Genomic DNA, 23,964 nt, shown 5'->3' on the forward strand with positions numbered 1-23,964 from the left:
GAAAGGGACGGTCTGCCTTACCGCCCGTTGGAGGCGGCACCGCGCAAGGCCACGGCCGCCGCGCTGCTCGCTTGCCACCAATTGTCGATCTCGCCCTGCTGCGGCTTGATGATCGAGGCTTCCGGGGCGAAACGCTGCCAGGCATAGTGATGCTTGGGCGCGACCGAGGTGATCACCGGCTTGCCGAGCGCACCCGCCGCCTCGAAGGCGCAGAACAGGCCGCCGCCCACCGCTTCCACCTTGCCGAACTTGCTCAGCACCACGACATCGCTGCCGGCGATCTGGTCGAGGGCGCTCTCGCCGGCATTGGTCACGCCCATCTCGTCGAGGTGACAGGATGTGTGGGCCGGCGGCTCGTCGAGATACATGGGGAAACGGTCGCCGGTGACGAGGTTGCGCAGCGTGCCGGCGCTGCAACGGCTTTCGGCGGGACCGTCCGCCTCTTCGATGAGACCGCAAACCTTGAGGCCTGCGGCACGCCAACCCGCCACCGCGTTCAACAGAAGGGCCTGGATCGCCGCGGTTTCGGCACCGACGATTGCTGCGATTGCGTTCTGGGCCATGTTCACCTGCCTGCGAATACCGGTCATCATGGGACCCATGGGGGCCACGATCAAGCCTTTCCATAAGACAGGCTGTCGCAGGGGCCGCACAACCATGGCGGGGGTTGAAACTGTTTTAAGCCTTGCGCCAAAAGCCGCCGTGCCCCACGCCCGGCCGGCAGATGCAGCCGAGCGTCGCCACCGGCTGGTTCAGGGCCGTCTCGCCGCCACAATTCGACTTCAGGCTGTTTGCACGCGGGCTGCCCGACAGGCCGCAAGAGGGAACCTTCGCGCCTTTGTGGGCTTTCATGAGTGTTGAGAGGCCAGATACATGAAATCGCCCTGCCCGATCCTGCCTGCCTTGCTGCTTGCCATTGCCCTTGTCAGCGGGTGTGCGCGAGGTTCCGTGGACCCGGCACAATACCAGGCTGCGTCCTGCCCCGAACTGGACGACGCCATCGGCGCCAATTCCAAGGACATAACCGCAACGGCTGTCCGGCGCGGAAAGGTGGCCAACTGGAAGCCGCCATTCTGGGTGCCGGGCGTGGAAAGAGGCGTGGACGCGATCAAGGGCAGGCAGACGACAAAGATCGAGCGCCTGCAAGGGCAAGGAAACACGCTGATCGCGGAAAGAGCGCGCCGGTGCTGACGAGCGCGACGTGACGGCCGTGGCCAACCGCAGCAGGAACTTCTGGCTCTAAGTGATTGAAATGGTGGGTGATGTAGGGATCGAACCTACGACCCGCTGATTAAGAGTCAGCTGCTCTACCGACTGAGCTAATCACCCACGGGCGTTGGTAAAACCAACGTTGGCGCGCATATAACCGTCGCCATGGAGCCTGTCTACCCCTGTCCTGATATTTCGCTGAGAAAACATTCAAGGAAGATGGGGACGGACAGGCCGCCAGCCTACTTCCATGGCCGGTTCAAATCGGATTTGGCCTATGGAAATGTGCAAAAACAATAGGCTACAAGGGATTTTACTTCCTCGCACCGGCGCAGGGACCCGTCAGACGAAAATATGTCCTTCCGCAACCTTCACCGCATGGCCGCCGATGCGGGCGGCCGCGAGACTGCCGTTTTCGACATCGAGTTCGAGACGGATTCGCGACGGGCGCCCCATCTCCAGCCCCTGCTCGATCCACAGCCGCGACATGCCCTCGCCCGGCTTGTCGAAATGCATGATCGCCCCGGCGAAGGCGGCCGCGGCCGAACCGGTGGCGGGGTCCTCCCAGCAGGGCGTGCCGGGCACGAACATGCGCGCGTGGAAAGCGCTGTCCCTGTATTTCGTCTCGCGCGAATAGGCATAGAGGCTGGCGGGCTGGCCGCTTTCGTCGGTCGGCGCGATATCCAGCCAGGCGGCGTTGTCGAACTCGATCTTCGCCGCCGCCTGCAGGTCCGCCAGCGGCACCAGCACATAGCCGACGCCGGCCGACCAGAACGAAACACGATGATTTTCGAAACCCACCTCATGCGGCCCGAGCCCGAGGGCGGCGCCCACGGCCTCCGATTCGAGCGAGAATTGCAGCCGTTCCGGCAGCTTCGCCAGATCGAACTCGGCAAAGCCGCCGCCTGACGGCACCGCGCAGCGCACCGGCCCGATATTCTCCTCCAGCATCAGGATGCTGGCGCCGTTGCCTGCCTGCTCAGCCAGCGCCACCGCCGCCCCCACCGTCGGGTGGCCGGCGAACGGCATTTCGTAGTCGGGCGTGAATATCCGCAGCCGCGCCCGGTGCTGCGGCTGCTCTGCCGGCAGCACGAACACCGTTTCGGAAAGGTTGAATTCGCGCGCGATCCGTTGCATCGCCTGCGCTTCCAGCCCCTCGCCATCGAGCACGATGGCCAGCGGGTTGCCGCTCAGCGCCGTATCGGCAAACACATCGTAGATGAGGTATTTTCGACCCTGCATTGTCAGTTTCCACCCGCCGCACCGACGGAACATGAGCGAAAATTAATTTGAATTTCAGTCCCCAACACCTGATGTGTGTTTTTGTAAGGGACGTCACGGCTAATATAGGGGTCCGGCGTGGACCAGTTTGTCAATCCGCCGAAAGCGGAATCGGAGACCGCCATCGAGGCCAGCCTCGGGCTCGACGGCAAGGGCGTGACGAAACGCAGCCGGCGGCCGCTTGTCTATGCGGTGCTGGCGCTGGCGGTGGCCGCGGCGGCTTTTGCCGGCTATTCTTATTTTTCCGCGGGCACGGCCCGCATCGAATATGTCACGCAACCCGCCACCCGGTCCGACCTCGTCATCGAAGTCTCGGCCACCGGCACCTTGCAGCCGCTGACCCAGGTGGACATTTCCAGCGAGCTTTCCGGCATCGTGCGCTCGGTTTCCGCGGTCGAGAACCAGGAAGTGAAACAGGGCGACGTGCTGGCGACCCTCGACACCTCGAAGCTTGAGGTGCAGATCGAGCGGGCCAAGGCTTCCGCCAAGGCCGCCGAGGCCAAGGTGGACGACGCGGCGGTGACGCTCAAGGAAAACGAGCAGGCGCTGGTGCGCACCGACGCGCTGACCAAGCGCGGCATGGCGACCGCGCAGGCGCTGGAAGCCGCCACCGCCACGCGCGACCGCGCCCGCAGCGCGCTCGACAGCGCCGAGGCCAATCTGGCGATTGCCGAGGCCGACCTGAAGGCCCAGCAGACCGACCTTGCCAAGAGCACCATCTACGCACCCATCGACGGCGTCGTGCTCACCCGTTCGGTGGACCCCGGCCAGACCGTCGCCTCCTCGCTCCAGGCCCCGGTCCTGTTCGTGCTTGCCGCCGACCTGAAGAAGATGGAGCTGAAGGCGGCCATCGACGAGGCAGACATCGGCACCGTCAAGGACGGCCAGCAGGCGCGCTTCACCGTGGATGCCTTCCCCGACCGCCGCTTCGACGCGACCATCCGCGACATCTCCTATGCCTCGGTCACCACCGACGGCGTCGTGACCTACGACGCGCGGCTGGAGGTCGAGAACGACGAACTCCTGCTGCGCCCCGGCATGACCGCAACGGTGACCGTCGTCACCAAGCACGCGACGGATGCGCTCACCGTGCCCACCGCCGCCTTCCGCTACCGGCCCATGGCAGAGCAGCGTGAAAGAGGCTGGAGCGTGCTTTCCATGTTCACCGGCCGCATGGGGCCGCGCGAACGCCGCAGCCAGCAGAGCCGTCAGGGCGAGGCCGACGGCACCCGCATGCTCTATGTGCTGAAGGGCGGCGAGCCGCAGCCGGTTCGGGTGCGCATGGGCTCCACCAATGGCGAACTGACCGAAATCCTGTCGGGACTGTCGGAAGGCGATCTGGTCATCACCGCCCAGCAGCAGCGGGGATAGGCCATGTCCTCCTCACCGCTCATCCGCTTCGACAAGGTCTGGAAGACCTATGGCGAAGGCGAGGCGCGCGTCCATGCCCTGGCCGGCGTGGACCTCGCCATCGACCGTGGCGAATTCGTCTCGATCATGGGCCCCTCGGGGTCGGGCAAATCCACCTCGATGAACATCATCGGCTGCCTCGACACGCCCACTGCCGGAACCTATTCCTTCATGGGCGTCGATGCCGGCCGGCTGGACCGCAACCGGCGCGCCCTTTTGCGCAACCTCTATATCGGCTTCGTCTTCCAGGGCTACAATCTGCTGGCGCGCACCACGGCGGCCGAGAATGTCGAGCTGCCGCTGATCTATCGCGGCGTTGCAGCCGGCGAGCGGCGCGCGCTCGCCATGCAGGCGCTGGCCGAAGTCGGCTTGCAGGGCCGCGAACATCACACGCCGGCCGAACTGTCCGGCGGGCAGCAGCAGCGCGTCGCCATCGCCCGCGCCATCGTCACCCGCCCCACCCTGCTGGTGGCCGACGAGCCGACAGGTAACCTGGATACCGCGCGCAGCCATGAGATCATGGAACTGGTGACGCGCCTCAACGAGGAGCACGGGCTGACCATCGTCATGGTCACGCATGAGGCCGACATCGCCGCCTATGCCCAGCGCACCATTCACTTCCTTGACGGCAAGGTGGAATCCGACCTGCGCAACGCGGCGCGGAGGATGGCGTCATGATCTGGGAGACCGTCCGCCTCGCCCTGCGTTCGGTGCGCCGCAACGCGCTGCGCTCCTTCCTCACCCTGCTCGGCATCGTCATCGGCGTGGCGGCGGTCATCGCCATGCTCACCATCGGCTCCGGCACCACCGAGAAGGTCAAGTCGGACATTGCCCAGCTCGGCTCGAACCTGCTGGTCGTTCATCCCGGCCGCCCCGCCGGCCCGGGCGGGCCCGGCGGCGCGGACTGGAGCCAGCGCCGCAGGCTCGGCGACAAGGAGTTCCAGGCGCTGTCCACGCGGCTCACCGGCGCGCGCGCCATCTCGGCCGCCTCGCAGAAGCAGGTGCGGGTCATCTACGGCACCGAAAGCCTGACCGCCTCGGTGACCGGGACCGACAGTGCCTTCCTCGAGGCGCGCAACTGGACGCTGGCCTCGGGCCGCCCCTTCACCGAGCAGGAAACGCGCGGCGGCGCCGGCGTGTGCCTGATCGGCGAGACGGTGCGCCAGCAGTTCTTCGGCGCCGGCGACCCGGACGGGGAGCTGATCCGCGTCAACCGCAGCACCTGCAAGGTGATCGGCCTTCTGGAACCCAAGGGCTACACCGGCTTCGGGCAGGATCAGGACAATGTGGTGCTGATGCCGCTCCTGACCTACCAGCGCCGCATCGCCGGCAACCGCAACGTCGACAACATCTATGTGTCGGCCGATGAAGCGGTGCCCACTACCGAACTGCAAGCGCGCATGGAGAACATCCTGCGCGACGTGCGCCGCATCCCGCCCGACGGCGAGGACGATTTCGGCATCCGCGACATGACCCAGATCGCCGACACCATGGCGAGCGCCACGGCCACCATGACCGGCATGCTGGGCGCCGTCGCCGGCGTCAGCCTGCTGGTCGGCGGCATCGGCATCATGAACATCATGCTGGTGTCGGTCACCGAGCGCACGCGCGAGATCGGCATAAGGCTCGCCATCGGCGCGCAGGAAAAGCACATCCTGATCCAGTTCCTCGTCGAGGCGACGGTGCTGTCGCTGCTCGGCGGCATCATTGGCATCCTGCTCGGCCTGTCGCTGGCGGGAGCGGCGGCATTCGCCCTTGTCATCCCCTTTGCACCGAGCCCGGCCGTGATCCTGCTCGCCGTCGGCTTCTCGGCGCTGATCGGCATGGTGTTCGGCTTCTTCCCCGCGCTTCGCGGCGCGCGGCTCGATCCGATCGACGCGCTCCGGCACGAATGAGGCGGAACCTGCCCGTTCCTATACGTTCGAAAAATGCCAGTCGATCAGGGCCGGCATATAGGGCATCAGCCCGGCAGGCCGCGCCGCCGAATCGGCAATGACGATCGGCTCGCTGATCTCGGGATCGGGATCGGCCGCGATGTGCCCCCGGATATGAGCGGCGAGCGCCTGCGCCGTTTGTGCGAACCGGTAGCGGCGAAAGATCACCACCCCGCCCTGGGTCGAGATCAGATGGTGGCGGCGCTCGGCCTGCGCCGCATCAAGGTCAAGGCCGGTTTCCTCCGCCACCTCGCGCGCCATGTTGCGGTGCATGTCGACCTGGCCGCCGACAAAATCCTCCGGCTCGAACGATCCGGCCGCGAAGTAGACCCTATGGGCGTTGAGCGTATGCGGCGCCATGCGGATCGCCACCAGCGCCCCGTCGCCCGACACCGGCATGGCATGGGCGAAAGCATGGTGGGCGCCATGCGTATCGCTATGGCGCCGCCAATGCAGGAAAGTGGAGTAGCGCACCGCATGGCAGATGCCGGAAAGCCGCCCCTTGTCGTAGGTCAGCGTCGAAAGCAGCACCATCGTGCCGTCGAAAAGGGCCGGATTGCCAGCGCTCTGCTCCGCCCAGCCGGCGGCGATGGCCTCGGCATTGTCGCGCTCGAAAGGATGCGGAGCCGGATCGAGCCGCACGTCGATCTCGTCGACCGGCAGGATCACGTTCGGCGGCAGGTTGAAGCTCACGGCCAAAGCCTCACACGATGTCCAGCGTCACCGCGACCGGGCAATGGTCGGAGGCCTTGGGCCGGTCCCAGCCGGCGCGCGGAAAGCGGTCGACCTCCTGCCCTGGCGGAAAGGGCGTGCGCCATGGCTGGCCGTTGCGGATGATGTCGGGTATCGCGCCGGCATTGTCCTCGGCCAATGACCGCGACACCAGGATGTAGTCGAGCTGGCACAGGTGCCGCTCCAGCGGGCCGCGGGTGTGGTAGAGCGTCCAGCGGTCCATCTCCGGCCGCCGCTCGACGACATTCTCGCAGAACCCGTCCTGAAGCAGAACGTCGAGGCAGGACACGGGCTCGTCGCGCACTTCAAAGCGGTAGTCGGACGGCCCCTCGCCATCGATCACGATCCTTTGGCGGTAGTCGTTCATGTCGCCGCAGATTGCCCAGCGCCTGTTCGGCGCGTGCTCCCGGCCGAAGCGCTGCTCGATGATGTGGCGCACCGCGCGGGCCTCGGCAAAGCGGATCGGCATGGTGGCCTGACGGCCGTCGAGCCCGTTGCGCGGGCTGCCCATCGATTTGAAATGAACGAGATAGAGGGTGAACGGCTTGCCGCCGATCTTGAGGTCGATCTCCAGGCAATCGCGCCGGAAGATGCGCTCATGCGGCTCCTGGCCAAGGGCCGCCAGTTCGGGCGTATGGAGGCCGAGTTCGCCGAAGGTCAGATGCGCGTGGCTGGTCATGCGCACGAACTCGATCGGCTGGCCGTGCGCGGTCTCGTCACGCATCATCAGCGCCACGTCGATGCCGCGCGAATCGTTGCCCGCCGTGGTGTATTTCTGCCGGTAGCCCTGCCCCACCATCTTGAACAGATAGCCGTATTCGAACGCCTTCAGCGCCTCGACATTGTCGACTTCCTGCATGCATATGATGTCGGCCCGCGCGGCCGCGATCGCCAGGGCCGTAAGCTGGCGCGTATCGTCGGAATGGGCGATGGCGCGGGCCTGCTCCAGCGCGCGATATTCCGCCTCGCTCCTGATGTCGAACAAGGCCAGCGTCCGATCCTGATTGAGCTGATTGCGGAAACCGGAGAAATCGAACCTGTTCATCAGGTTCTCGACATTGAAGGTGGCAAGGCGCAGCGACATGGCAGCGACAATTGCCCGCAAGCGGCGGGGAACACAAGGGCTGAAATAGGCCCGGTGCGGAACCGTCGCCGTTCATCCTGCGTTCATTGACCAAACGTCATCCTGCGGCCCATCCCGATCGATCCGGCGCGGGGGCTGCTCGATCATTTGGAGTGGCACATGAAAACGCTTCTTTCCTCTCCCCTGAAGGCCGGCCTTGCCGCCCTGTGCCTGGCCGGCATGCTGTCGGTTCCGGCCGTTGCCGGCCCGGCGCCTGTCAACGCGCCTGCCGTGCCTGCCGCCAGCGTGGCCAACGACCTGATCCAGGTGCGGGACCACCGCTGGCGCAGAGCACCGCCGCGTCACTGGAGCCGTCACCATTATCGTGAAAACCGACGCTGGCGCCGGCATCACTACCGACCCTACTATCACCGGCCTCATTATCGCGGCTCGGGCTTCTACCTGGGCCTCGGCCTTGGCGTACCGGCTTACCGTTACGTCGAGCCGCGCCGCTACTATCGCCCGGCCGGCAATGCCCATGTGCGCTGGTGCTATAACCGCTACCGCTCCTACCGGGCTTGGGACAATACCTTCCAGCCCTATTACGGACCGCGCCGCCAGTGCAGGTCGCCCTACGGCTGAGCCTTCCCTGTCCGCCCATGAAAAAGGCCGGCGATGGTTATCGCCGGCCTTCGCTTTTTATGGAGCAGAACGACTTAGTTCTTGGCCTTGTCGACCAGCTTGTTCTTGGAGATCCACGGCATCATGCCGCGCAGCTTGGCGCCGACCTCCTCGATCTGGTGGGCGTCGTTCATGCGACGGATGCCCTTGAAGCGCGCAGCGCCCGAACGGTACTCCTGCATCCACTCCGAGGTGAAGCGGCCGGTCTGGATGTCGTTGAGGATGCGCTTCATCTCAGCCTTGGTCTCGGCGGTGATGACGCGCGGGCCCGACACATACTCGCCCCACTCCGCGGTGTTGGAGATCGAGTAGTTCATGTTGGCGATGCCGCCCTCGTAGATCAGGTCGACGATCAGCTTCACTTCGTGCAGGCACTCGAAATAGGCCATCTCGGGGGCGTAGCCGCCTTCCACCAGCGTCTCGAAACCGGCGCGGATCAGTTCGACCAGACCGCCGCACAGAACCGCCTGCTCGCCGAACAGGTCGGTCTCGCACTCTTCCTTGAACGTGGTCTCGATGATGCCCGAACGGCCGCCGCCGACGCCGCAGGCGTAGGACAGGCCAAGGTCGAGCGCGTTGCCGGAGGCATCCTGATGCACCGCGACCAGGCACGGCACGCCGCCGCCCTTCTGGTATTCACCGCGCACGGTGTGGCCGGGGCCCTTCGGGGCGACCATCAGCACGTCGACCGTCGACTTCGGCTCGATGAGGCCGAAATGCACGTTGAGGCCGTGGGCGAAGGCGATCGCAGCGCCATCGCGGATGTTGGCGGCGATCTCGCCGTTGTAGATGTCGGCCTGCAACTCGTCCGGCGCGGCCATCATGATCAGGTCTGCCCACTTGGCCACATCGGCAACCGTCATCACCTTGAGCCCGTCGGCCTCGACCTTCTTGGCGGTCGCCGAGCCGGCCTTCAGGCCGATGGCGATTTCCTTGACGCCGGAATCCTTGAGGTTGAGCGCATGGGCGCGGCCCTGCGAGCCGTAGCCGACGATGGCAACCTTCTTGCCCTTGATGAGGTTCAGATCGGCGTCGCGATCGTAATAGACACGCATTGTAGAAATCCTTCCCGTTTATGGATTCGCCTGTTGATGGGTTGCTTGGCCTATTGACCCTTCCCGGCCCCGTGCAGGGCAAGAAACTGTTTGGTGGCGCGCGCCGCGTCTTCCCCGATCGCGGCTTCCGTCATGCCCGGCCAGTCGCCGAGCAGGAGCCGGATCTGCACATCGCGCGCGACCAGCCCGAAAAACGTCCTGAACGCCGTCTCGGCATCCTCGAACACAAGAAGGCCGGCCCGCTTGCCGGCATCGAGAATTGGCTTCAGCCGCGCCGCCAGCGCGAAGCGGCCGTTCTGCAACACGATCTCGCCCAGGCTGTCGCGCCCCGATCCGGCATGGCTGATCGCCACCCGGTTGAGCGCGATGGAGGTGTCGCTGGAGATCACCTTGAGCCAGTCGCGGGCATAGCCCTCCAGGCTTTCCGTGAGCGAGATGAGATCCAGGCGGCCCTGGTCCACCGGCACCACCCGCACCTTCGAAGCCTGCCAGCGCACCGTGGCCGTCAGCAGCCCGTCGCGGTCGCCGAACCATTTGTAGAGGCTTTCCTTGGAGCATCTCGCCCGGCGCGCCACGGCGGCCATGGTGAGATTGTCGCCGTCCTCGACCAGCAGGCGCAGAGCCGTGTCCAGAACGTCCTTCTGGCGCTCCGTCAGCTTCTGCCCTTCTTCCTGCCCGTCCACTTGCTTCACGCCTCTTTCCACATTCGGTGCCGGTGCCCAGGGAATCCCGCCGATGCCCTTCTCCCGACCCGCACAGCCAGCATGCAGACCAGTACCGTACGTTACGGTTCCTGCTATGCCCCATCGCCGGCGGGAAGGCAAGAGGGTGATGGCGTGCGGATCGATCTTTCCGGGCTTGAAACGCCACAGCCGCTCATAAGCCTGCAACCGGTTCAGTCCGCCACGGCGGTCACAGGTCCGGCCGGTGCCTCCGCAACCCGGTTCCAGTCCGCTTCGGCAAGCCCGATCCCGCGCAACGGATCGACAATCGTGCCGGCCACCAGCGCGGCGAGGATGCGCGGCGCCGGCGGTATCCTCGCAGCCGTCGCCACCACGCTGTCGCGCATGAACGGCAGCAGCCGCGAATCCGACTGGTAGAACGGTGTGAACAGCCGCGACAGCATCTGGAAGCTGCGTATGTGCCAGCGCCGCGCCCGCGCATAGGTGGCCAGCGCATCCTCGATGGAGGCTTTCTCCCTTAGGGCATGGGCAAGTGCCGCCGCATCGAGCAGCGCCATGTTGGCCCCCTGCCCCAGTTGCGGGCTGGTCGAATGGGCGGCGTCGCCGATCACGGCCAGCCGCCGCCCCGCCGGAATGGGCAGGGTGTGGTGGCCGTAGCGCGCCAGCGAAAGCTGGTCGAAACTGGCGATCTGGTCGACATAGGCCGTGCATTCCGGCCAATGGTCGATCACCCGCGCCTTCCACGCCTCGAGGCCGGCAGCGCGCACACGCTCGGCATCGTCCGGCTTGAGGCTCCAGAAAAAGGCGGCCATCCTGTCACCGCCCGGCTCAGCCCGACCGATCGGCAGCACGCCGATCATCACCCGCGCCCTGTCGTAGCGTTGCAGCAGGGCACGCGCGTCGAAGCCCTCGTCACACCAGTCCAGCGACGCCCAGAAGGCGCCATAGGCCAGCGGCTTCGGCTCGACCGGCACATCCGCATGACGCCGCAATTTAGAGCGCGTGCCGCTGGCATCCACAACCAGGTCGAACGACCCGATCCGGCGCCCGCCGTCGTCCTCCAGCGCCGCAACCTCGCCGACATCGAGCGTTTCGATCTCGATGCCCGTCTCGATCGGGATGCCTTCGCGCAGCACGGCGCGATAAAGCACGCCGAAAAGCGCGGCGCGGTGCACCGCCACCCCGAAGCGACCGCCGGGCAAGGCCCGGTAGCGCACGTCGAGCACGGTGCGGCCCGAGCGCGCGTCCGTGCCATGCAGCCGGTCGATCCGGCTGCCCAGCGCGGCGATTTCTCCGAACAATCCGAGGTCGTGCAGGATCGTGAGCCCGGTCGGCTGCAGGATCAGCCCGGAACCGACCGGGACCGGCTTCTCGAACCGCTCGAACAGGGTGACCTTGTGTCCGGCCCGGTGCAGGTAGAGCGCGGCCGCAAGGCCCGCCGGCCCCGCCCCCGCAATGGCGATAGACAATCCTGCCCGCACGTTAAACCTGCCCTGCCCGGCGATGCCACTTCCGCACCGCCGGTTGCCGGATCATGTCCTTCGGATGCGTGTTGCAAGCGGGATACAACGAAGCCCTGCGTCGCCACAACCGCACCGGAAACGAAACCGGGCGGCGCATTGCCGCGCCGCCCGGTCGTCCCCCGCACTTCCCCCTTTTCACCTTCGCCGCGCGCCTAAGCCTATTTCACGACGATCGCGACGGTCCCGGACTGATAGCGATGGCCTTCGGACCCGGGCGCGATGGCGGTGCCGTTCACCGCCCGCGTCGGCACGCGCTTGCCGCAATCCCGGCTGACGCGGCTCGAAAGCCCCCCATCGGAATATCTGACGATCGAGGACTTCGGCAGGCGGCCCACGATTTCCGCATAGCTGGGCGCTCCGGCGCCGCAGGAATTGCCGCGATAGGCGGTCAGGTGCCTGGTTTCCCCCACCCGCATCTCGACGGTCTTGTCGGCATTGGTCGGCGTCACGCACCCCGACAGGATCAGCATGGCTCCAACAACAATCGCGTTTCGCATCTCGGTAAGCCCCTCTTTTACGCCTGGAAGTTGGTCCACCGGAGCCAGGCAAACATCGGCGGTGGCCCTTCAGGCGTGCCAAATCAATCTGCGCGAGCAAAACGAAAAGTCCGCCAATCGCCGGAAAATACGGAAAAACGAGAGCAATCTCGGTTGCTATCTCCATGAATCGCTTCTTAAATCGCCTTATGGGCAGCGCGGGGTGCACAAGGCATGCAGCGCCAGGAATGGAGCACTTACAACCAGTGGCATATGTTGCTCGACGAGTTGTGCAACAGCCGTGGTTATGTCGACAACGCCAGGCTGGCGAGCCAGCTTTGCCGCCGCGCCGGCAAGGCCGCGCAGGAGGATTTCAACGCGGCGGAGAAGAACCTGCGCAACTGGCGGCTCGGGCGGCATCTGCCGCTGCGCCGCAATTTCATGATCCTTGCCGAACTGCTGCGGGTGGCTGACGATCCCGGGCTCCTGCGGCAATGGAACCTTCTCTATGCCGCCGCCCGTGGCCGCACCCTGCCGGACCAGCAGGAGAACGCGGCCGACGCAAAACCGGACAGGGCACCCGCGACCCGCCGCCGGCTGCTGTGGACCGGGGCGGTGGTAGCCACGGCCGTGGTGGCCGTCACCGGCTTCCGCTGGCTGTCGGTCGATCCCTACCGGGACTTGCCGGTCATCGGCTACGACGCGCGGGTCCGGATGCTGGTCGGCGAAAGCCGCCTCATCCATGGCGACCGTGGCGATTGCGACGGCGGCAATGTTCCGGACTGGACCTACACCATGCCGCGCGTGCCGGTCAGCAGCCTCGGCGCTTTTTCAGACGGCGGCCTTGCCCGCAAGATGAGCAATTTCTGCAATGGCGTGGTGCCGGTGCGGGCCGTTCGTTTCACTGCCAAGACGGCCGGCGTCGAGGAGGTTCGCCTGCTCGACGATTTCGTCAAGATCTTCGTCACCGATCCGGCCAGCCTGAGCAGATGAGGAGCGAGGGGAAGAATGGGGGAACTCGACGGCACCGCATTTCCGTATTGGCACCTGCTGTTCGACGAGTTGTGCAACCGCGCCGGCTATTATGACGATGCCACGCTTGCCAGCGCCTATTGCGCGCTGACCGCCAGCAAGGGGCAGCGCCAGTTCGAAACGGCGATGCGCAACCTCAACAACTGGCGTTCCGGCCGCCATCTGCCACGCCCCGGCAATCTGCGAGTGCTGGCGAAGCTGCTCAACGTGGCCGACGATCCCGCAACCCAGGACCTCTGGAACAGGCTCTACAGGGAAGCCGGCGACATCGACCACAAGGTCCGGTCAGGCCTGCCGGCGCCGGTCGCGCCTTACCCTGCCCCGCGTGGCGGATTGCTGCCGGCCATCGTTCATCCCATGCCGGCCCCGTTCCGTCAGCCTGCGCTTCTCGGCTCCGAACGGTTCGGCCGCAAGCGCTTCTCGGCGCTGCAGGCCGCATTGGGTGGCATTGTCCTCCTGGCAATCGGCGCCACGGCCGGTTCGCTCGTCACCGCGTCCGGCTGGCGGCCATGGGCCGGTCCGGCCGACGATGCGCCGATCATCCCGTTCAGGCCGGTGGTGGCGATGAAGCTCGGCGAATCGCGGCCGATCTATGCCGAGCGCAGCGATTGCGGAAAACTGCCCCGCGACTGGGAGCTGGTGGAATCGGACCTGCCCGTTCTGCGTACAGGCACCTTCTCCGATGGCGGGCTGGCCCGCCGCTTCAGCAAGTTCTGCCAGGGTCTCACCCCGGCCCGCGCCATCGTCTTCACGGCGACGGCCACCGGTGTCGAGGAATTCGAGATCCAGGGCGATTTCTTCAAGATGACGGTAACCGACTGACGGCCGCTACCCGGGCCTAGATCGCCACCTGCGTGCCGATTTCCACCACGCGGCCGGTGGGAATCTGGAAATATTCCGTCGCGTCCGCCGCCGAGCGCGCCAGCCCGATGAACAGCCTGTCCTGCCACATCGGCATGCCGGAACCGGCAGCGGCCTTGAGCGAACGCCGCGACAGGAAGAACGACGTGGTCATAATGTCGAACTTCCAGCCCTGCTTGCGGCAGGAAGCCAGCGCGCGCGGAATGTTCGGCTGCTCCATGTAGCCGAAGGTCAGTGTGATGCGCATGAACAGGTCGTTGATCGCTTCCAGCTTCACCCGTTCGCTGTCGGGCACCTTCGGCTGCGGCGCGGTCACCACCGACAGGATGATGTTCTGCTCGTGCAGCACCTTGTAGTGCTTGAGGCTGTGCATGAGGGCGGTGGGCGCGCTGAGCGGATCGCTGGTCAGGAAGATGGCGGTGCCGGGCACCAGTTGCGGCTGCTTCTTGGCCAGATTGCCGGCCAGGAATTCCAGCGGCACCTCGTTCTTGCGTGTCTTCTCGAACAAAAGGCGCGATCCCCGCACCCATGTCACCATGACGACGACGACCATGAACGCCACCACCAGCGAAGCCCAGCCGCCGTCCCTCACCTTCATGGCATTGGTGACGAGGAACCCGAATTCGATCAGGCCGAACAGCGCCGTCAGGCTGAGCGAGGCCCAAAGCGGCCATTTCCAGATGCGGATCATGACGATGGAGAACAGCGTGGTGGTGACCAGCATGACGCCGGTGACCGCGATGCCGTAGGCGGACGCAAGGCCTTCCGATTCACGGAAGCCCAGAACCAGAAGAAGAACCACGACGGCCATCAGGAAATTCACCCGCGGCATGTAGATCTGGCCCGACTGGCGCTCCGAGGTGTGGCGGATTTCCATGCGCGGCAGCATGTTGAGCTGCACCGCCTGGCGCGTCAGCGAGAATGCGCCGGTAATGACGGCCTGGCTGGCGATGACGGTCGCCGCCGTCGCCAAGGCCACCATCACGTAAAGCAGCCATCCGTCGTTCATCTGGAAGAATGGGTGGCCGACATGGCCTTCATGGGCCAGCACGAAAGCTCCCTGCCCCAGGTAGTTCAGCAGCAGGCAAGGGAACACCACCCAGAACCAGGCAAGCACGATCGGCTTGCGGCCGAAATGGCCAAGGTCCGCATAGACCGACTCCGCGCCGGTGACGGCCAGGAACACGCCGCCGATGATCGCCAGCGACACCACCGGCTCATGGCCGAGGAAGCGCAGCATGTAGAGCGGATTGATCGCGAGCAGGATCTCGGGATCATGGATGATGTGGCGAAGCCCGGCAAAACCGATGGCGAGGAACCAGATCAGCGTGATCGGTCCGAAGATGATGGCCACGCCGCCGCTGCCGAAGCGCTGCACCGAAAACAGGATCAACAGGATGACGACGGTGAGCGGCACGATATAGGGACCGAAACCATCGCCGATGATGGTGAGCCCCTCCGTCGCCGAAAGCACGGAGATGGCGGGCGTGATGACCGCGTCGCCATAGAACAGCGCGGAACCCACCATGCCGATGCCGAGGATGACCGCGGGGCGCGTCGGGAAGGCGGAGCGGCCCAGCGCCATCAGCGACAGCGTGCCGCCCTCGCCCTTGTTGTCGGCGCGCAGCACGAACATCATGTACTTCACCGCCACGACGATGGTGAGCACCCAGATGATAAGCGAAAGCACGCCGAGGATGTCGTTGCGCGATGCGGTTTCCGCGGCCGAAGCCGCGCCCAGCGCCACACGGAAAGCATAGATCGGACTGGTGCCGATATCGCCATAGACCACGCCCAGCGCGGCGAGCATCATGTAGGGCGTGCTGTGGGGCTTGTGTTCGGGGTGACCGGCCTGGATGGCGGACTCGACCTCGCTACCGCTATCGGCAACGGCCATGGAAAGAACTCCGTTAAGCGCGCGGTGCTCTACTCTTGCCGCGGCGCAATATCAAGTGCTTCTCTCCCCTTTGCACCGCGACTGCACGCGGCGCGTCACGGCCAGCCGCAGGCTTTCAGGAAGCGTTTGACCGTTGTTGCCATGCCGAATTCCAGCGCATCGGCCGTCAATCCGTGACCGATGGAGACCTCCGCCAGCCGCGGAATCCGCTGCACCAGCGCCGGCAGATTGGCCACCACCAGGTCGTGGCCGGCATTCACCTCCAGGCCCAGTTCCAGCGCCGCATCCGCTGCCTGACCAAGCTTTTCCAGTTCGCGTGCCATGCGTTCGGGATCGGCGTAGCAACTCGCATAAGGGCCCGTGTAGAACTCGACCCGGTCGGCGCCGGTATCGCGCGCGGCCGACAGGCCTTCCGTTTCTGGATTCGAAAACAGGGATACCCTTGCTCCCCCTTGCTTCAATCGTTTCACGATCGGAATGAGGAACGCGGACTGCTCCACGAAGTTCCACCCATGGTCGGAGGTAGCCTGTGCCGGATCGTCGGGCACCAAGGTCACCTGCTCAGGCTGGTTCTTCTCGACGAGCTGCAGGAAATCTTCGGTCGGATAGCCCTCGATATTGAACTCGGCCTGCGGAAACTCGTCATCGATCAGCGCGCGCAGCTCCGGCAGGTCGGAATTGCGGGTATGCCGCTGGTCGGGGCGCGGATGCACGGTCAGCCCGTGCGCGCCGGCCGCCAGCGCGAGGCGGCCCAACCCGGTCACGCTCGGCCAGGGCAGGTCGCGACGGTTGCGCAGCATGGCCACGGCATTGAGATTGACCGACAGCTTGACCGGCATTTCCTCACCTCCCGATGCGTTTGGGATGGCATCTATAGCCGCTTTGTCGGGAACAGACAGGAGATTTGTGTGTTCCAGTCTGGAAATGGATTTTCCGGAAGGAGCGCACATGAATTTCCTCGAAGAAGTCCCGGCCATCCGCCGCCTCGAGACGAACAGGGACGACCTGTTCGCCGTCGACATCGTGGGCGAGGTCACCCCGGCCGACGCCGAGAACCTCTATGGCCTGCTCGAGGCCGCCTATGCGCTGCATCCGCATATCGACGTGCTGGTCCGGCTGACCGACTTCGAGGGCGCCCAATGGGCGGAGATTTCACCCCAGACATTCGAACAGGGTCGAGAAACGGCGCTGCGGCATGTGAAACGCTGCGCCAGCGTCGGTGGGCCGGACTGGACCGGTCTGCTGGGTTCGGAATTGCCCGAGGGCGCGGAGATAAGGCACTTTCCTGCCGGCGAGGAAGCGGAGGCCTGGCATTGGCTCGGCGCGCAACCGCGCGACACCGCCTGAAACCACTCACCTGACGATGGTCAGCCTTTCGGCAGCGCGCGTGATCGCCGTATAGAGCCAGCGCTCGCGCGTGTCCTTGAAGGCCCAGCTTTCGTCGAACAGCACCACATCGTTCCACTGCGAGCCCTGCGCCTTGTGAACGGTGAGCGCATAGCCATAGTCGAAATCGTCGAAACGCCGCTTCTGCTGCCACGGAATCTCGGCTTCCGTATCCTCGAAAGCCGCCTTGAGCAGCTTGATCTTGGCCACGCCGCGATCCGGGTCGTCTTCCTCGGGCGAGACGAGCAAATTGATGCCCGGCTTCACCGTCTCGCGCGAGGCGGTCATCACCTTCCACAAGGAACCGTTGAGCAGGCCCTTGGCCGGGTCGTTGCGCAGGCACACCAGCTTGTCGCCGGCCTGCGGATAGTCCGCTGTGAAGCCCTTCAGCTCGCGCAGCCGGCGGTTGTAGCGGCGGCGCGTACGGTTGGTGCCGACCAGCACCTGATCGGCGTCGAGAACCAGATCCTGCGTCACCTCCTCCTTGCCGATCACCCGCGCGGTGCCATAGTCGCCGCGCACCAGATCCCGCCCCTCGCGCACATCGAGCGCCATGCGGATGATGGGATTGTCGCGCGCCTGCCGGTGGATTTCGGTGAGCAGGAAATCCGGTTCCTGCTCGGTGAAGAACCCGCCACCGGAAATGGGCGGCAACTGGCCCGGATCGCCGAGCACAAGGATCGGCGTGCCGAAGCTCATCAGGTCGCGGCCGAGTTGCTCATCCACCATCGAGCATTCGTCGATCACCACAAGCGCCGCCCTGGCGATGGGGCTCTGGCGATTGAGCGAGAAGGTCGGCGACATGGAGGTCTTGCCGGTCGTCTCGTCCTCGACCGCCTCCTCGCCGCGCGGACGGTAGATCAGCGAATGGATGGTGCGGGCGTTGGTCGCGCCCTTGGAGCGCAGCACCTGCGCGGCCTTGCCGGTGAAGGCGGCGAACTGAACCTGCCCGTCGACATGCTCGGCGAAATAGCGCGCCAGCGTCGTCTTGCCGGTGCCGGCATAGCCGAACAGGCGAAACAGTTGCGGCCGGCCGGCCTTCAGCCACTTGGCGACGGCCTGAAGGGCCTCGTCCTGCTGCGGTGAGAATTGCATGAGACGGTCAGACCCGATTCGGCCCTGCCGGGCAAGCTCGATACGCCTGAACTGTCCCTGCCCCTACCGCACCATCGGCCACAGCGTGGCGGCGAGCAGCACACCCATGGCGATGTTGAACCACTTCAGCCGCACAGGATCGGACAGGAAACCGCGCAGCGCCATGCCGAATCCGGCCCAGCTCGAAACACAGGGCAGGTTGATGACGCCGAATACCGCCGCGATCAGGACGACCGACAGGAACGGGTTCGCCGGGCTCGAAAACACCGCCATGGCGGTGACGGCCATCACCCACGCCTTGGGATTGACCCACTGGAAGGCGGCAGCTTGCAGGAATGTCATCGGCTGCGCGGTGCCGTCTCCTCCGCTCTCGACCGAGCGCGACATGGCGATCTTCCATGCCAGGTAAAGCAAGTAGGCGCCGCCGACGATCTTGAGCACCGTGTGCAGGACCGGAAACGTTGTCAGCACCGCCCCCAGTCCAAAACCGACGGCCAGCAGCAGCACGACGAAGCCGATGCCGATGCCCAGCATATGCGGGATGCTGCGCACGAAGCCGAAGTTCACGCCGGACGACAACAGCATGAAATTGTTCGGGCCGGGCGTGATCGAGGTCACGAAGGCGTAGGCTACCAGGGCAAGAAGGACGTCCGAGGTCATGGGCTGCTCATTACGTCAGTGATACTGACCCATATCAGAAAAAGCGGCTGGAGATGCGCTCCAGCCACAGGCCGGCGTTTGGGCCAGTTCGAACGTTTCCCGCCGGCGCACATCGGCCGGGCCGAACACCGCGTCCACGTAAAGCGGTATTGCTTTTCGTATGCCTCACGCCGGCGGCAACGGGACTACATTCCCTGCTGGCCGCGATTCATGGCCGCCACGCCGGTGCGGCAGATCTCGACCAGCCCAAGCGGGCGCATGATGGCGATGAACTGGTCGATCTTCGTGCTCTTGCCGGTGATCTGGAAGATGAAGTGCTCGGTATTGGCATCGACCACATGGGCGCGGAAGGCATCGGCCAGACGCAGCGCCTCCACCCGGTCGGTGCCCGTGCCGGCCACCTTGATCAGCGCCAGTTCCCGCTCCAGCGGCCGCTCCTGCCCCAGCTCCAGTGCGCGCACGGTCAGGTCCACCACCCGGTGCACCGGCACGATGCGCTCAAGCTGGTGCTTGATCTGCTGGAGCACATGCGGCGTGCCGCGCGTCACGATGGTGATGCGCGACAGGTGCGTTTCGTGCTCCGTCTCCGAGACGGTCAGGCTCTCGATATTGTAGCCGCGCCCGGAAAACAGGCCGATCACCCGCGCCAGCACGCCCGGCTCGTTCGCCACCAGCACCGACAGCGTGTGCGTTTCCGGCTTCTCCGTCTCCCTGGCGATGAAATAGGCGGAGCCGGTGGGCTGAAGCTGTGCGTTCATGGTTGAATCCCGATCTTCAAAATCTGCAACAATTCATTGTTTTCGCGCAGTTTTCACCCACGCGCCCGCCTTTACACCAGTTCCCTGCCCTTGGCGTCGATGGCGTTGGCGACGGCCTCGTCCGTGGCCTCGTCGGGGAGCAGCATCTCGTTATGCGCCTTGCCGGAGGGGATCATCGGGAAGCAATTGGCGAGCGTTGCGACACGGCAATCGAAGATCACCGGCTTGTTCACCGAGATCATCTCGCGGATCGCGTCGTCAAGCTCGTCCGGCTTGTCGCAGCGTATGCCATGGGCGCCATAGGCCTCGGCCAGCTTGACGAAGTCCGGCATCGCCTCGGTGTAGGAGTGCGACAGCCGGTTGCCGTGCAGAAGCTGCTGCCACTGGCGCACCATGCCCATGTACTGGTTGTTCAGGATGAAGATCTTGATCGGCGCTTCATACTGTACCGCGCACGACATCTCCTGAATGCACATCTGGATCGAGGCGTCGCCGGCAATGTCGATGACCAGCGCGTCACGATGCGCGATCTGCACGCCGAGCGCGGCCGGCAGGCCGTAGCCCATGGTGCCGAGGCCGCCGCTCGTCATCCAGTGGTTGGGCTTGTCGAAGTGGAAATGCTGCGCCGCCCACATCTGGTGCTGGCCGACCTCGGTGGTGATGTAGGTGTCACGATCTTTGGTCAGCTCGTAGAGCCGCGAGATCGCATATTGCGGCATGATGACGTCAGCGTTGGGCTTGTAGGCCAGGGAGTCGCGCGCGCGCCATTTGGCGATCTGCTCCCACCACGGATGCAGCGCCTTCTTGTCGGTCTTCCCGGTCGCCCGCCACAGGCGCACCATGTCCTCCAGCACCGTGGCGACGTCGCCGAGAATGCCGATGTCGACATGCACGTTCTTGTTGATCGAGGACGGATCGACGTCGATGTGTATTCTCTTGGAGTTGGGCGAGAAGGCATCGAGCCGCCCGGTGATGCGGTCGTCGAAGCGCGCGCCGATGCACACCATGACGTCGCAATCGTGCATGGCCATATTGGCTTCGTATGTGCCGTGCATGCCCAGCATGCCGAGCCAGTTCTTGCCGGAAGCCGGATAGCAGCCCAGCCCCATCAGCGTCGAGGTGATCGGGAATCCGGTGAGGTCGACCAGTTCGCGCAGCAGATGGCTGGCTTCCGGCCCGGAATTCACCACCCCGCCGCCGGTGTAGAGGATCGGCTTCCTGGCCTTGGCCATCAGCTCGACGGCCGCCTTGATCTGGTTGAGATCGCCCTGCAGCCGCGGCGTGTAGCGGGTGCGCGGCGCCGTCTGCGGGGAAACATAGGTTCCCCTGGCGAACTGGACGTCCTTCGGGATGTCGACGACGACCGGACCCGGCCGGCCGGTGGTGGCGACATGGAAGGCTTCATGGATGATGGCGGCCAGCTCGTTGACGTCCTTCACCAGCCAGTTGTGCTTGGTGCAGGGCCGGGTGATGCCGACGGTGTCGCACTCCTGGAAGGCGTCGGAGCCGATCAGGCTGGTCGGCACCTGCCCGGTGATGCAGACGAGCGGGATGGAATCCATCAGCGCGTCCTGCAACGGCGTCACCGCATTGGTGGCGCCGGGGCCGGAGGTGACCAGCATGACACCGGCCTTGCCGGTGGAGCGGGCATAGCCTTCGGCGGCATGTCCTGCACCCTGCTCGTGGCGCACCAGAATGTGCTCGATGTCGTCCTGCTGGAAAAGCTCGTCATAGATCGGAAGCACCGCGCCGCCCGGATAGCCGAAGATGTGCTCGACGCCGTTGTCCTTCAGCGCCTGCACCACCATCTCGGCGCCGGTCATTTCGCGCCGCTCGTTCTGTCCGTTGGTCATCGATCTGGTCCCGTCCTGTTTCTGCTTCCGCAGGGGCAATCTGCCGTCGTTTAGTGCCATTTCGGATAATAAAAAAGGCCCCCGAGGGAGCCTGTGTGTAGCGCATGGGAGGATTTCGCCCGGTGGTTACACCACCTTGCCCACGCGCCGTCCTACTACGAGAATGAGTGCCTTTTCCATGGGGCGCGACAATAGAAGCGATTTTCGCGCCGTGTCAACGCCCAATCGCGACGGAAAATACCTTTGCGGCAAAGTGGATTGTTAAGACTGCCGCAACCATGCCCCCTCACCCCCCTTTAACCGGAGCCTGCTATGACAAGCCAGGCAGGGCACGGGGGTCTCTAGCATGTTTGTCGAGCGCGGAAATCCGCCCGGAGAAACCACGTCGCAGGAACGACGCGACACACAGCAGGCCGAGCATCGCATTTTGGGGCATGTGGTCCGGTGCGATGGATCGCGCGCCGTGCTCAGCGCTTTTGCCGCCGACGACGAGGCAGGCGATGCGGCGGAGCGCTGGACCGTGGGGCGGATGATCTCCATCAATCTCGGCTCGACCCGCACGGTCGGGCTGGTCTACGGCGTCGGCAAGCCCGATCACGCGTGGCGGCCGGGCGAACTCAACCCGATCGAGGTGGAGGTGGAACTGGTCGGCGAGGTGCAGGACAGCGCCGCGCCGGGCGGCAAGCCGGTGTTCGACCGCGGCATTACCCGCTATCCCCATGTCGGCGCCCACGCCCATCGCATCCGCGCGCGCGACCTGGAGGCCGTCTACGATCTCGCCGGACGGCGCGGCATCACCATCGGCCATCTGTCGCAGGACGAGCAGATTGCCGCCAACATCGCCATCGAGGACACGCTGTCGCGGCACTTCGCGGTTGTCGGCACCACCGGCGTCGGCAAGTCCACGGCCGTGTCGCTGCTGATGCGCAAGGCCATCGCCGCCTGTCCCGACCTGCGCATCCTGATCCTCGACCCGCACAACGAGTTCGCCGCCTCCCTGCCTCAGCACGCCGTGCGCATCGACAGTTCGACGCTTGACCTGCCGTTCTGGATGTTCCGGCTGGAGGAATTCGCCGAGGTCCTGTTCCGCGGCCGTGAAACCATTCCCGAGGAAATCGACCTGCTGCGCGACCTCATCCCGCTCGCCAAGCAGATGTACCGCAGCGGCAGCGCCGGCAGCTATACGCGGCGCGGCGCCGACACGCTGACCGCCGACACGCCTGTGCCCTACCGCATCGCGGACCTGCTCAAGCAGATCGACGAACGCATCGGCCTGCTGGACGGCAAGGCCGAGCGCCCCGTGCTGAGGTCGCTGAGGGTGCGCATCGAGCAGGCGGCGGCCGATCCGCGCTATCGCTTCATGTTCAACTCGCACCTCATCGAGGACACGATCCACCAGACTATCGGCAACATCTTCCGCGTGCCGCATGACGGGCGCCCGGTCACCTGTTTCGAGATGGCCGGCCTGCCCTCGGAGGTCGTCAATGCCGTGTGCTCGGTGCTGGCCCGTCTCGCCTTCGACCTCGCATTGTGGAGCGAGGGGCGGCTGAAGCTCCTGGTCATGTGCGAGGAAGCGCATCGCTATATGCCTGCGGATTCGCGGCTCGGCTTTGCCCCGACGCGCGAGGCGCTGGCCCGCATCGCCAAGGAAGGCCGCAAATATGGCTGCTTCCTCGGCATCGTCACCCAGCGCCCCGGCGAACTCGACCCCACGATCCTGTCGCAGTGCTCGACGGTCTTCGCCATGCGGCTTGCCAACGAGCAGGACAAGGCGATCATCCGCTCCGCCATTTCCGACTCGTCGGCTTCCACCCTGTCCTTCCTCTCGTCCATGGGCCAGCGCGAGGCCATCGCCTTCGGCGAAGGCGTGGCCACCACCATGCGGCTGAAGTTCGAGAAGCTGGACAAAAGCCTGCTGCCCGGCCAGAACAAGGGCGACGATCCGACCGCTGGCGCTTCCGGCCGCGAGGTCGACCTGGCGGCCATCGTCAACCGGCTGCGCAACGGCTCCGCCCAGCAAACGCTCTCACCCGAAACCTCGCTGGTGTTCGCCGATCCGGCCGATGCGGCCAGCCAGCCGGGCGATCCCGACTATCGCAGGCCGTCCTCATTGTTGCGCCGCCCCGTCACGGAAGAGGCGGAGCAGCGCTATGGCCTGAAGCCGACCACCTTCGGCATGCGGCCGCATAACGGCTGAGAGACCGGCTGATATCTTACAGCCTTATGCTTCCGTCATCCCCGAAGCCGGAGCAAGGCGACGGCTGTCCGGGATCCATTCCGTGATGTTTCAAAGTTCCGGCATGGATCCCGGGTCTCGCTCCGCTCGGCCGGGATGACGCGTGGGGAAAGCAATGGGTCCCTCACCACCCTGCCCC

General features: G+C 65.3%; 23 protein-coding genes and 1 tRNA gene. 9 read left to right on the forward strand and 15 right to left on the reverse strand.

Annotation, left to right across the window (positions count from 1 at the left end):
- Positions 1-17 precede the first annotated feature (17 nt).
- Complete coding sequence (locus tag ACVCNR_RS03250) at positions 18-563, reverse strand: DUF2478 domain-containing protein (protein WP_354192081.1); 546 nt, start codon at positions 561-563, stop codon at positions 18-20.
- Positions 564-873: 310 nt separating this feature from the next.
- Here ACVCNR_RS03250 and ACVCNR_RS03255 point away from each other — a divergent pair, with 310 nt between their 5' ends.
- Positions 874-1,191, forward strand: a complete 318-nt coding sequence (locus tag ACVCNR_RS03255) for a hypothetical protein (RefSeq protein ID WP_354192080.1) — start codon at positions 874-876, stop codon at positions 1,189-1,191.
- A 62-nt stretch (positions 1,192-1,253) separates the two neighbouring features.
- Here ACVCNR_RS03255 and ACVCNR_RS03260 read toward each other — a convergent pair.
- Both ACVCNR_RS03260 and ACVCNR_RS03265 read right to left on the reverse strand, forming a co-directional pair.
- Positions 1,254-1,329: transfer RNA gene (locus ACVCNR_RS03260), tRNA-Lys, on the reverse strand.
- Positions 1,330-1,551: 222 nt separating this feature from the next.
- On the reverse strand, positions 1,552-2,451 hold the full coding sequence (locus tag ACVCNR_RS03265; protein ID WP_447073815.1) for a PhzF family protein: 900 nt from the start codon (positions 2,449-2,451) through the stop codon (positions 1,552-1,554).
- A gap of 117 nt (positions 2,452-2,568) precedes the next feature.
- Here ACVCNR_RS03265 and ACVCNR_RS03270 point away from each other — a divergent pair, with 117 nt between their 5' ends.
- The 3 genes from ACVCNR_RS03270 to ACVCNR_RS03280 are packed head-to-tail and all read left to right on the forward strand — an operon-like array spanning position 2,569 to position 5,795.
- Entirely contained in the window at positions 2,569-3,861 is a 1,293-nt protein-coding gene (locus ACVCNR_RS03270; protein ID WP_447073816.1) for an efflux RND transporter periplasmic adaptor subunit, read from the forward strand.
- 3 nt (positions 3,862-3,864) lie between these two features.
- Positions 3,865-4,578 (forward strand): ABC transporter ATP-binding protein, encoded by a 714-nt coding sequence (locus ACVCNR_RS03275; protein ID WP_354192077.1) that lies wholly within the window; start codon positions 3,865-3,867, stop codon positions 4,576-4,578.
- Complete coding sequence (locus tag ACVCNR_RS03280) at positions 4,575-5,795, forward strand: ABC transporter permease (RefSeq protein WP_354192076.1); 1,221 nt, start codon at positions 4,575-4,577, stop codon at positions 5,793-5,795. Before ACVCNR_RS03275 ends, ACVCNR_RS03280 begins: the two co-directional genes overlap by 4 nt.
- An 18-nt stretch (positions 5,796-5,813) precedes the next feature.
- Here ACVCNR_RS03280 and ACVCNR_RS03285 read toward each other — a convergent pair whose 3' ends face one another.
- Positions 5,814-6,527 carry a hypothetical protein gene (locus ACVCNR_RS03285; RefSeq protein WP_447073817.1) on the reverse strand — a complete coding sequence of 238 codons (714 nt, stop codon included), beginning with the start codon at positions 6,525-6,527 and terminating at the stop codon, positions 5,814-5,816.
- Between the two features lie 10 nt (positions 6,528-6,537).
- Complete coding sequence (locus tag ACVCNR_RS03290) at positions 6,538-7,650, reverse strand: endonuclease/exonuclease/phosphatase family protein (RefSeq protein WP_354192074.1); 1,113 nt, start codon at positions 7,648-7,650, stop codon at positions 6,538-6,540.
- A 159-nt stretch (positions 7,651-7,809) separates the two neighbouring features.
- On the opposite strand from ACVCNR_RS03290, the gene ACVCNR_RS03295 reads away from it, so the two are divergent.
- Positions 7,810-8,271, forward strand: coding sequence for a BA14K family protein (locus tag ACVCNR_RS03295; protein WP_354192073.1), 462 nt, complete (start codon positions 7,810-7,812; stop codon positions 8,269-8,271).
- 74 nt (positions 8,272-8,345) lie between these two features.
- Here ACVCNR_RS03295 and ilvC read toward each other — a convergent pair whose 3' ends face one another.
- From ilvC to ACVCNR_RS03315, 4 genes are all read right to left on the reverse strand, one after another.
- On the reverse strand, positions 8,346-9,365 hold the full coding sequence (gene ilvC, locus ACVCNR_RS03300; RefSeq protein WP_354192071.1) for a ketol-acid reductoisomerase: 1,020 nt from the start codon (positions 9,363-9,365) through the stop codon (positions 8,346-8,348).
- A gap of 50 nt (positions 9,366-9,415) precedes the next feature.
- A complete protein-coding gene (locus ACVCNR_RS03305) occupies positions 9,416-10,057 on the reverse strand; it encodes a TetR/AcrR family transcriptional regulator (RefSeq protein WP_354192070.1) in 642 nt (213 codons plus the stop codon).
- Between the two features lie 203 nt (positions 10,058-10,260).
- Positions 10,261-11,529, reverse strand: coding sequence for an FAD-dependent oxidoreductase (locus tag ACVCNR_RS03310; protein WP_447073818.1), 1,269 nt, complete (start codon positions 11,527-11,529; stop codon positions 10,261-10,263).
- 200 nt (positions 11,530-11,729) lie between these two features.
- Entirely contained in the window at positions 11,730-12,068 is a 339-nt protein-coding gene (locus tag ACVCNR_RS03315) for a hypothetical protein (protein ID WP_354192068.1), read from the reverse strand.
- 213 nt (positions 12,069-12,281) lie between these two features.
- On the opposite strand from ACVCNR_RS03315, the gene ACVCNR_RS03320 reads away from it, so the two are divergent.
- Both ACVCNR_RS03320 and ACVCNR_RS03325 read left to right on the forward strand, forming a co-directional pair.
- Positions 12,282-13,040, forward strand: coding sequence for a hypothetical protein (locus ACVCNR_RS03320; RefSeq protein ID WP_354192067.1), 759 nt, complete (start codon positions 12,282-12,284; stop codon positions 13,038-13,040).
- A gap of 15 nt (positions 13,041-13,055) precedes the next feature.
- Positions 13,056-13,901, forward strand: coding sequence for a hypothetical protein (locus ACVCNR_RS03325; RefSeq protein WP_447073819.1), 846 nt, complete (start codon positions 13,056-13,058; stop codon positions 13,899-13,901).
- A 16-nt stretch (positions 13,902-13,917) separates the two neighbouring features.
- Here ACVCNR_RS03325 and ACVCNR_RS03330 read toward each other — a convergent pair whose 3' ends face one another.
- Positions 13,918-15,837, reverse strand: coding sequence for a potassium transporter Kup (locus ACVCNR_RS03330; RefSeq protein WP_354192065.1), 1,920 nt, complete (start codon positions 15,835-15,837; stop codon positions 13,918-13,920).
- Positions 15,838-15,932: 95 nt separating this feature from the next.
- Entirely contained in the window at positions 15,933-16,676 is a 744-nt protein-coding gene (locus ACVCNR_RS03335) for a pyridoxine 5'-phosphate synthase (RefSeq protein ID WP_447073820.1), read from the reverse strand.
- A gap of 109 nt (positions 16,677-16,785) precedes the next feature.
- Between ACVCNR_RS03335 and ACVCNR_RS03340 the strand changes: the two genes are divergently transcribed.
- Positions 16,786-17,184 (forward strand): SpoIIAA family protein, encoded by a 399-nt coding sequence (locus ACVCNR_RS03340; RefSeq protein WP_354192063.1) that lies wholly within the window; start codon positions 16,786-16,788, stop codon positions 17,182-17,184.
- A gap of 6 nt (positions 17,185-17,190) precedes the next feature.
- Here the strand turns inward: ACVCNR_RS03340 and ACVCNR_RS03345 are convergent, their stop codons facing one another.
- From ACVCNR_RS03345 to ACVCNR_RS03360, 4 genes are all read right to left on the reverse strand, one after another.
- Positions 17,191-18,318, reverse strand: coding sequence for an ATP-dependent DNA helicase (locus ACVCNR_RS03345; protein WP_354192062.1), 1,128 nt, complete (start codon positions 18,316-18,318; stop codon positions 17,191-17,193).
- 63 nt (positions 18,319-18,381) lie between these two features.
- Complete coding sequence (locus ACVCNR_RS03350) at positions 18,382-18,978, reverse strand: LysE family translocator (RefSeq protein WP_354192061.1); 597 nt, start codon at positions 18,976-18,978, stop codon at positions 18,382-18,384.
- 185 nt (positions 18,979-19,163) lie between these two features.
- Positions 19,164-19,736, reverse strand: coding sequence for an acetolactate synthase small subunit (ilvN, locus tag ACVCNR_RS03355; RefSeq protein ID WP_354192060.1), 573 nt, complete (start codon positions 19,734-19,736; stop codon positions 19,164-19,166).
- 71 nt (positions 19,737-19,807) lie between these two features.
- Positions 19,808-21,589, reverse strand: a complete 1,782-nt coding sequence (locus ACVCNR_RS03360; RefSeq protein WP_447073821.1) for an acetolactate synthase 3 large subunit — start codon at positions 21,587-21,589, stop codon at positions 19,808-19,810.
- A 346-nt stretch (positions 21,590-21,935) separates the two neighbouring features.
- On the opposite strand from ACVCNR_RS03360, the gene ACVCNR_RS03365 reads away from it, so the two are divergent.
- The gene (locus ACVCNR_RS03365; RefSeq protein WP_447073822.1) at positions 21,936-23,786 is read left to right on the forward strand and encodes an ATP-binding protein; all 1,851 of its coding nucleotides are present in this window, start codon (positions 21,936-21,938) and stop codon (positions 23,784-23,786) included.
- Positions 23,787-23,964: the final 178 nt, after the last annotated feature.

It is taken from the genome of Aquamicrobium terrae (assembly GCF_052978165.1).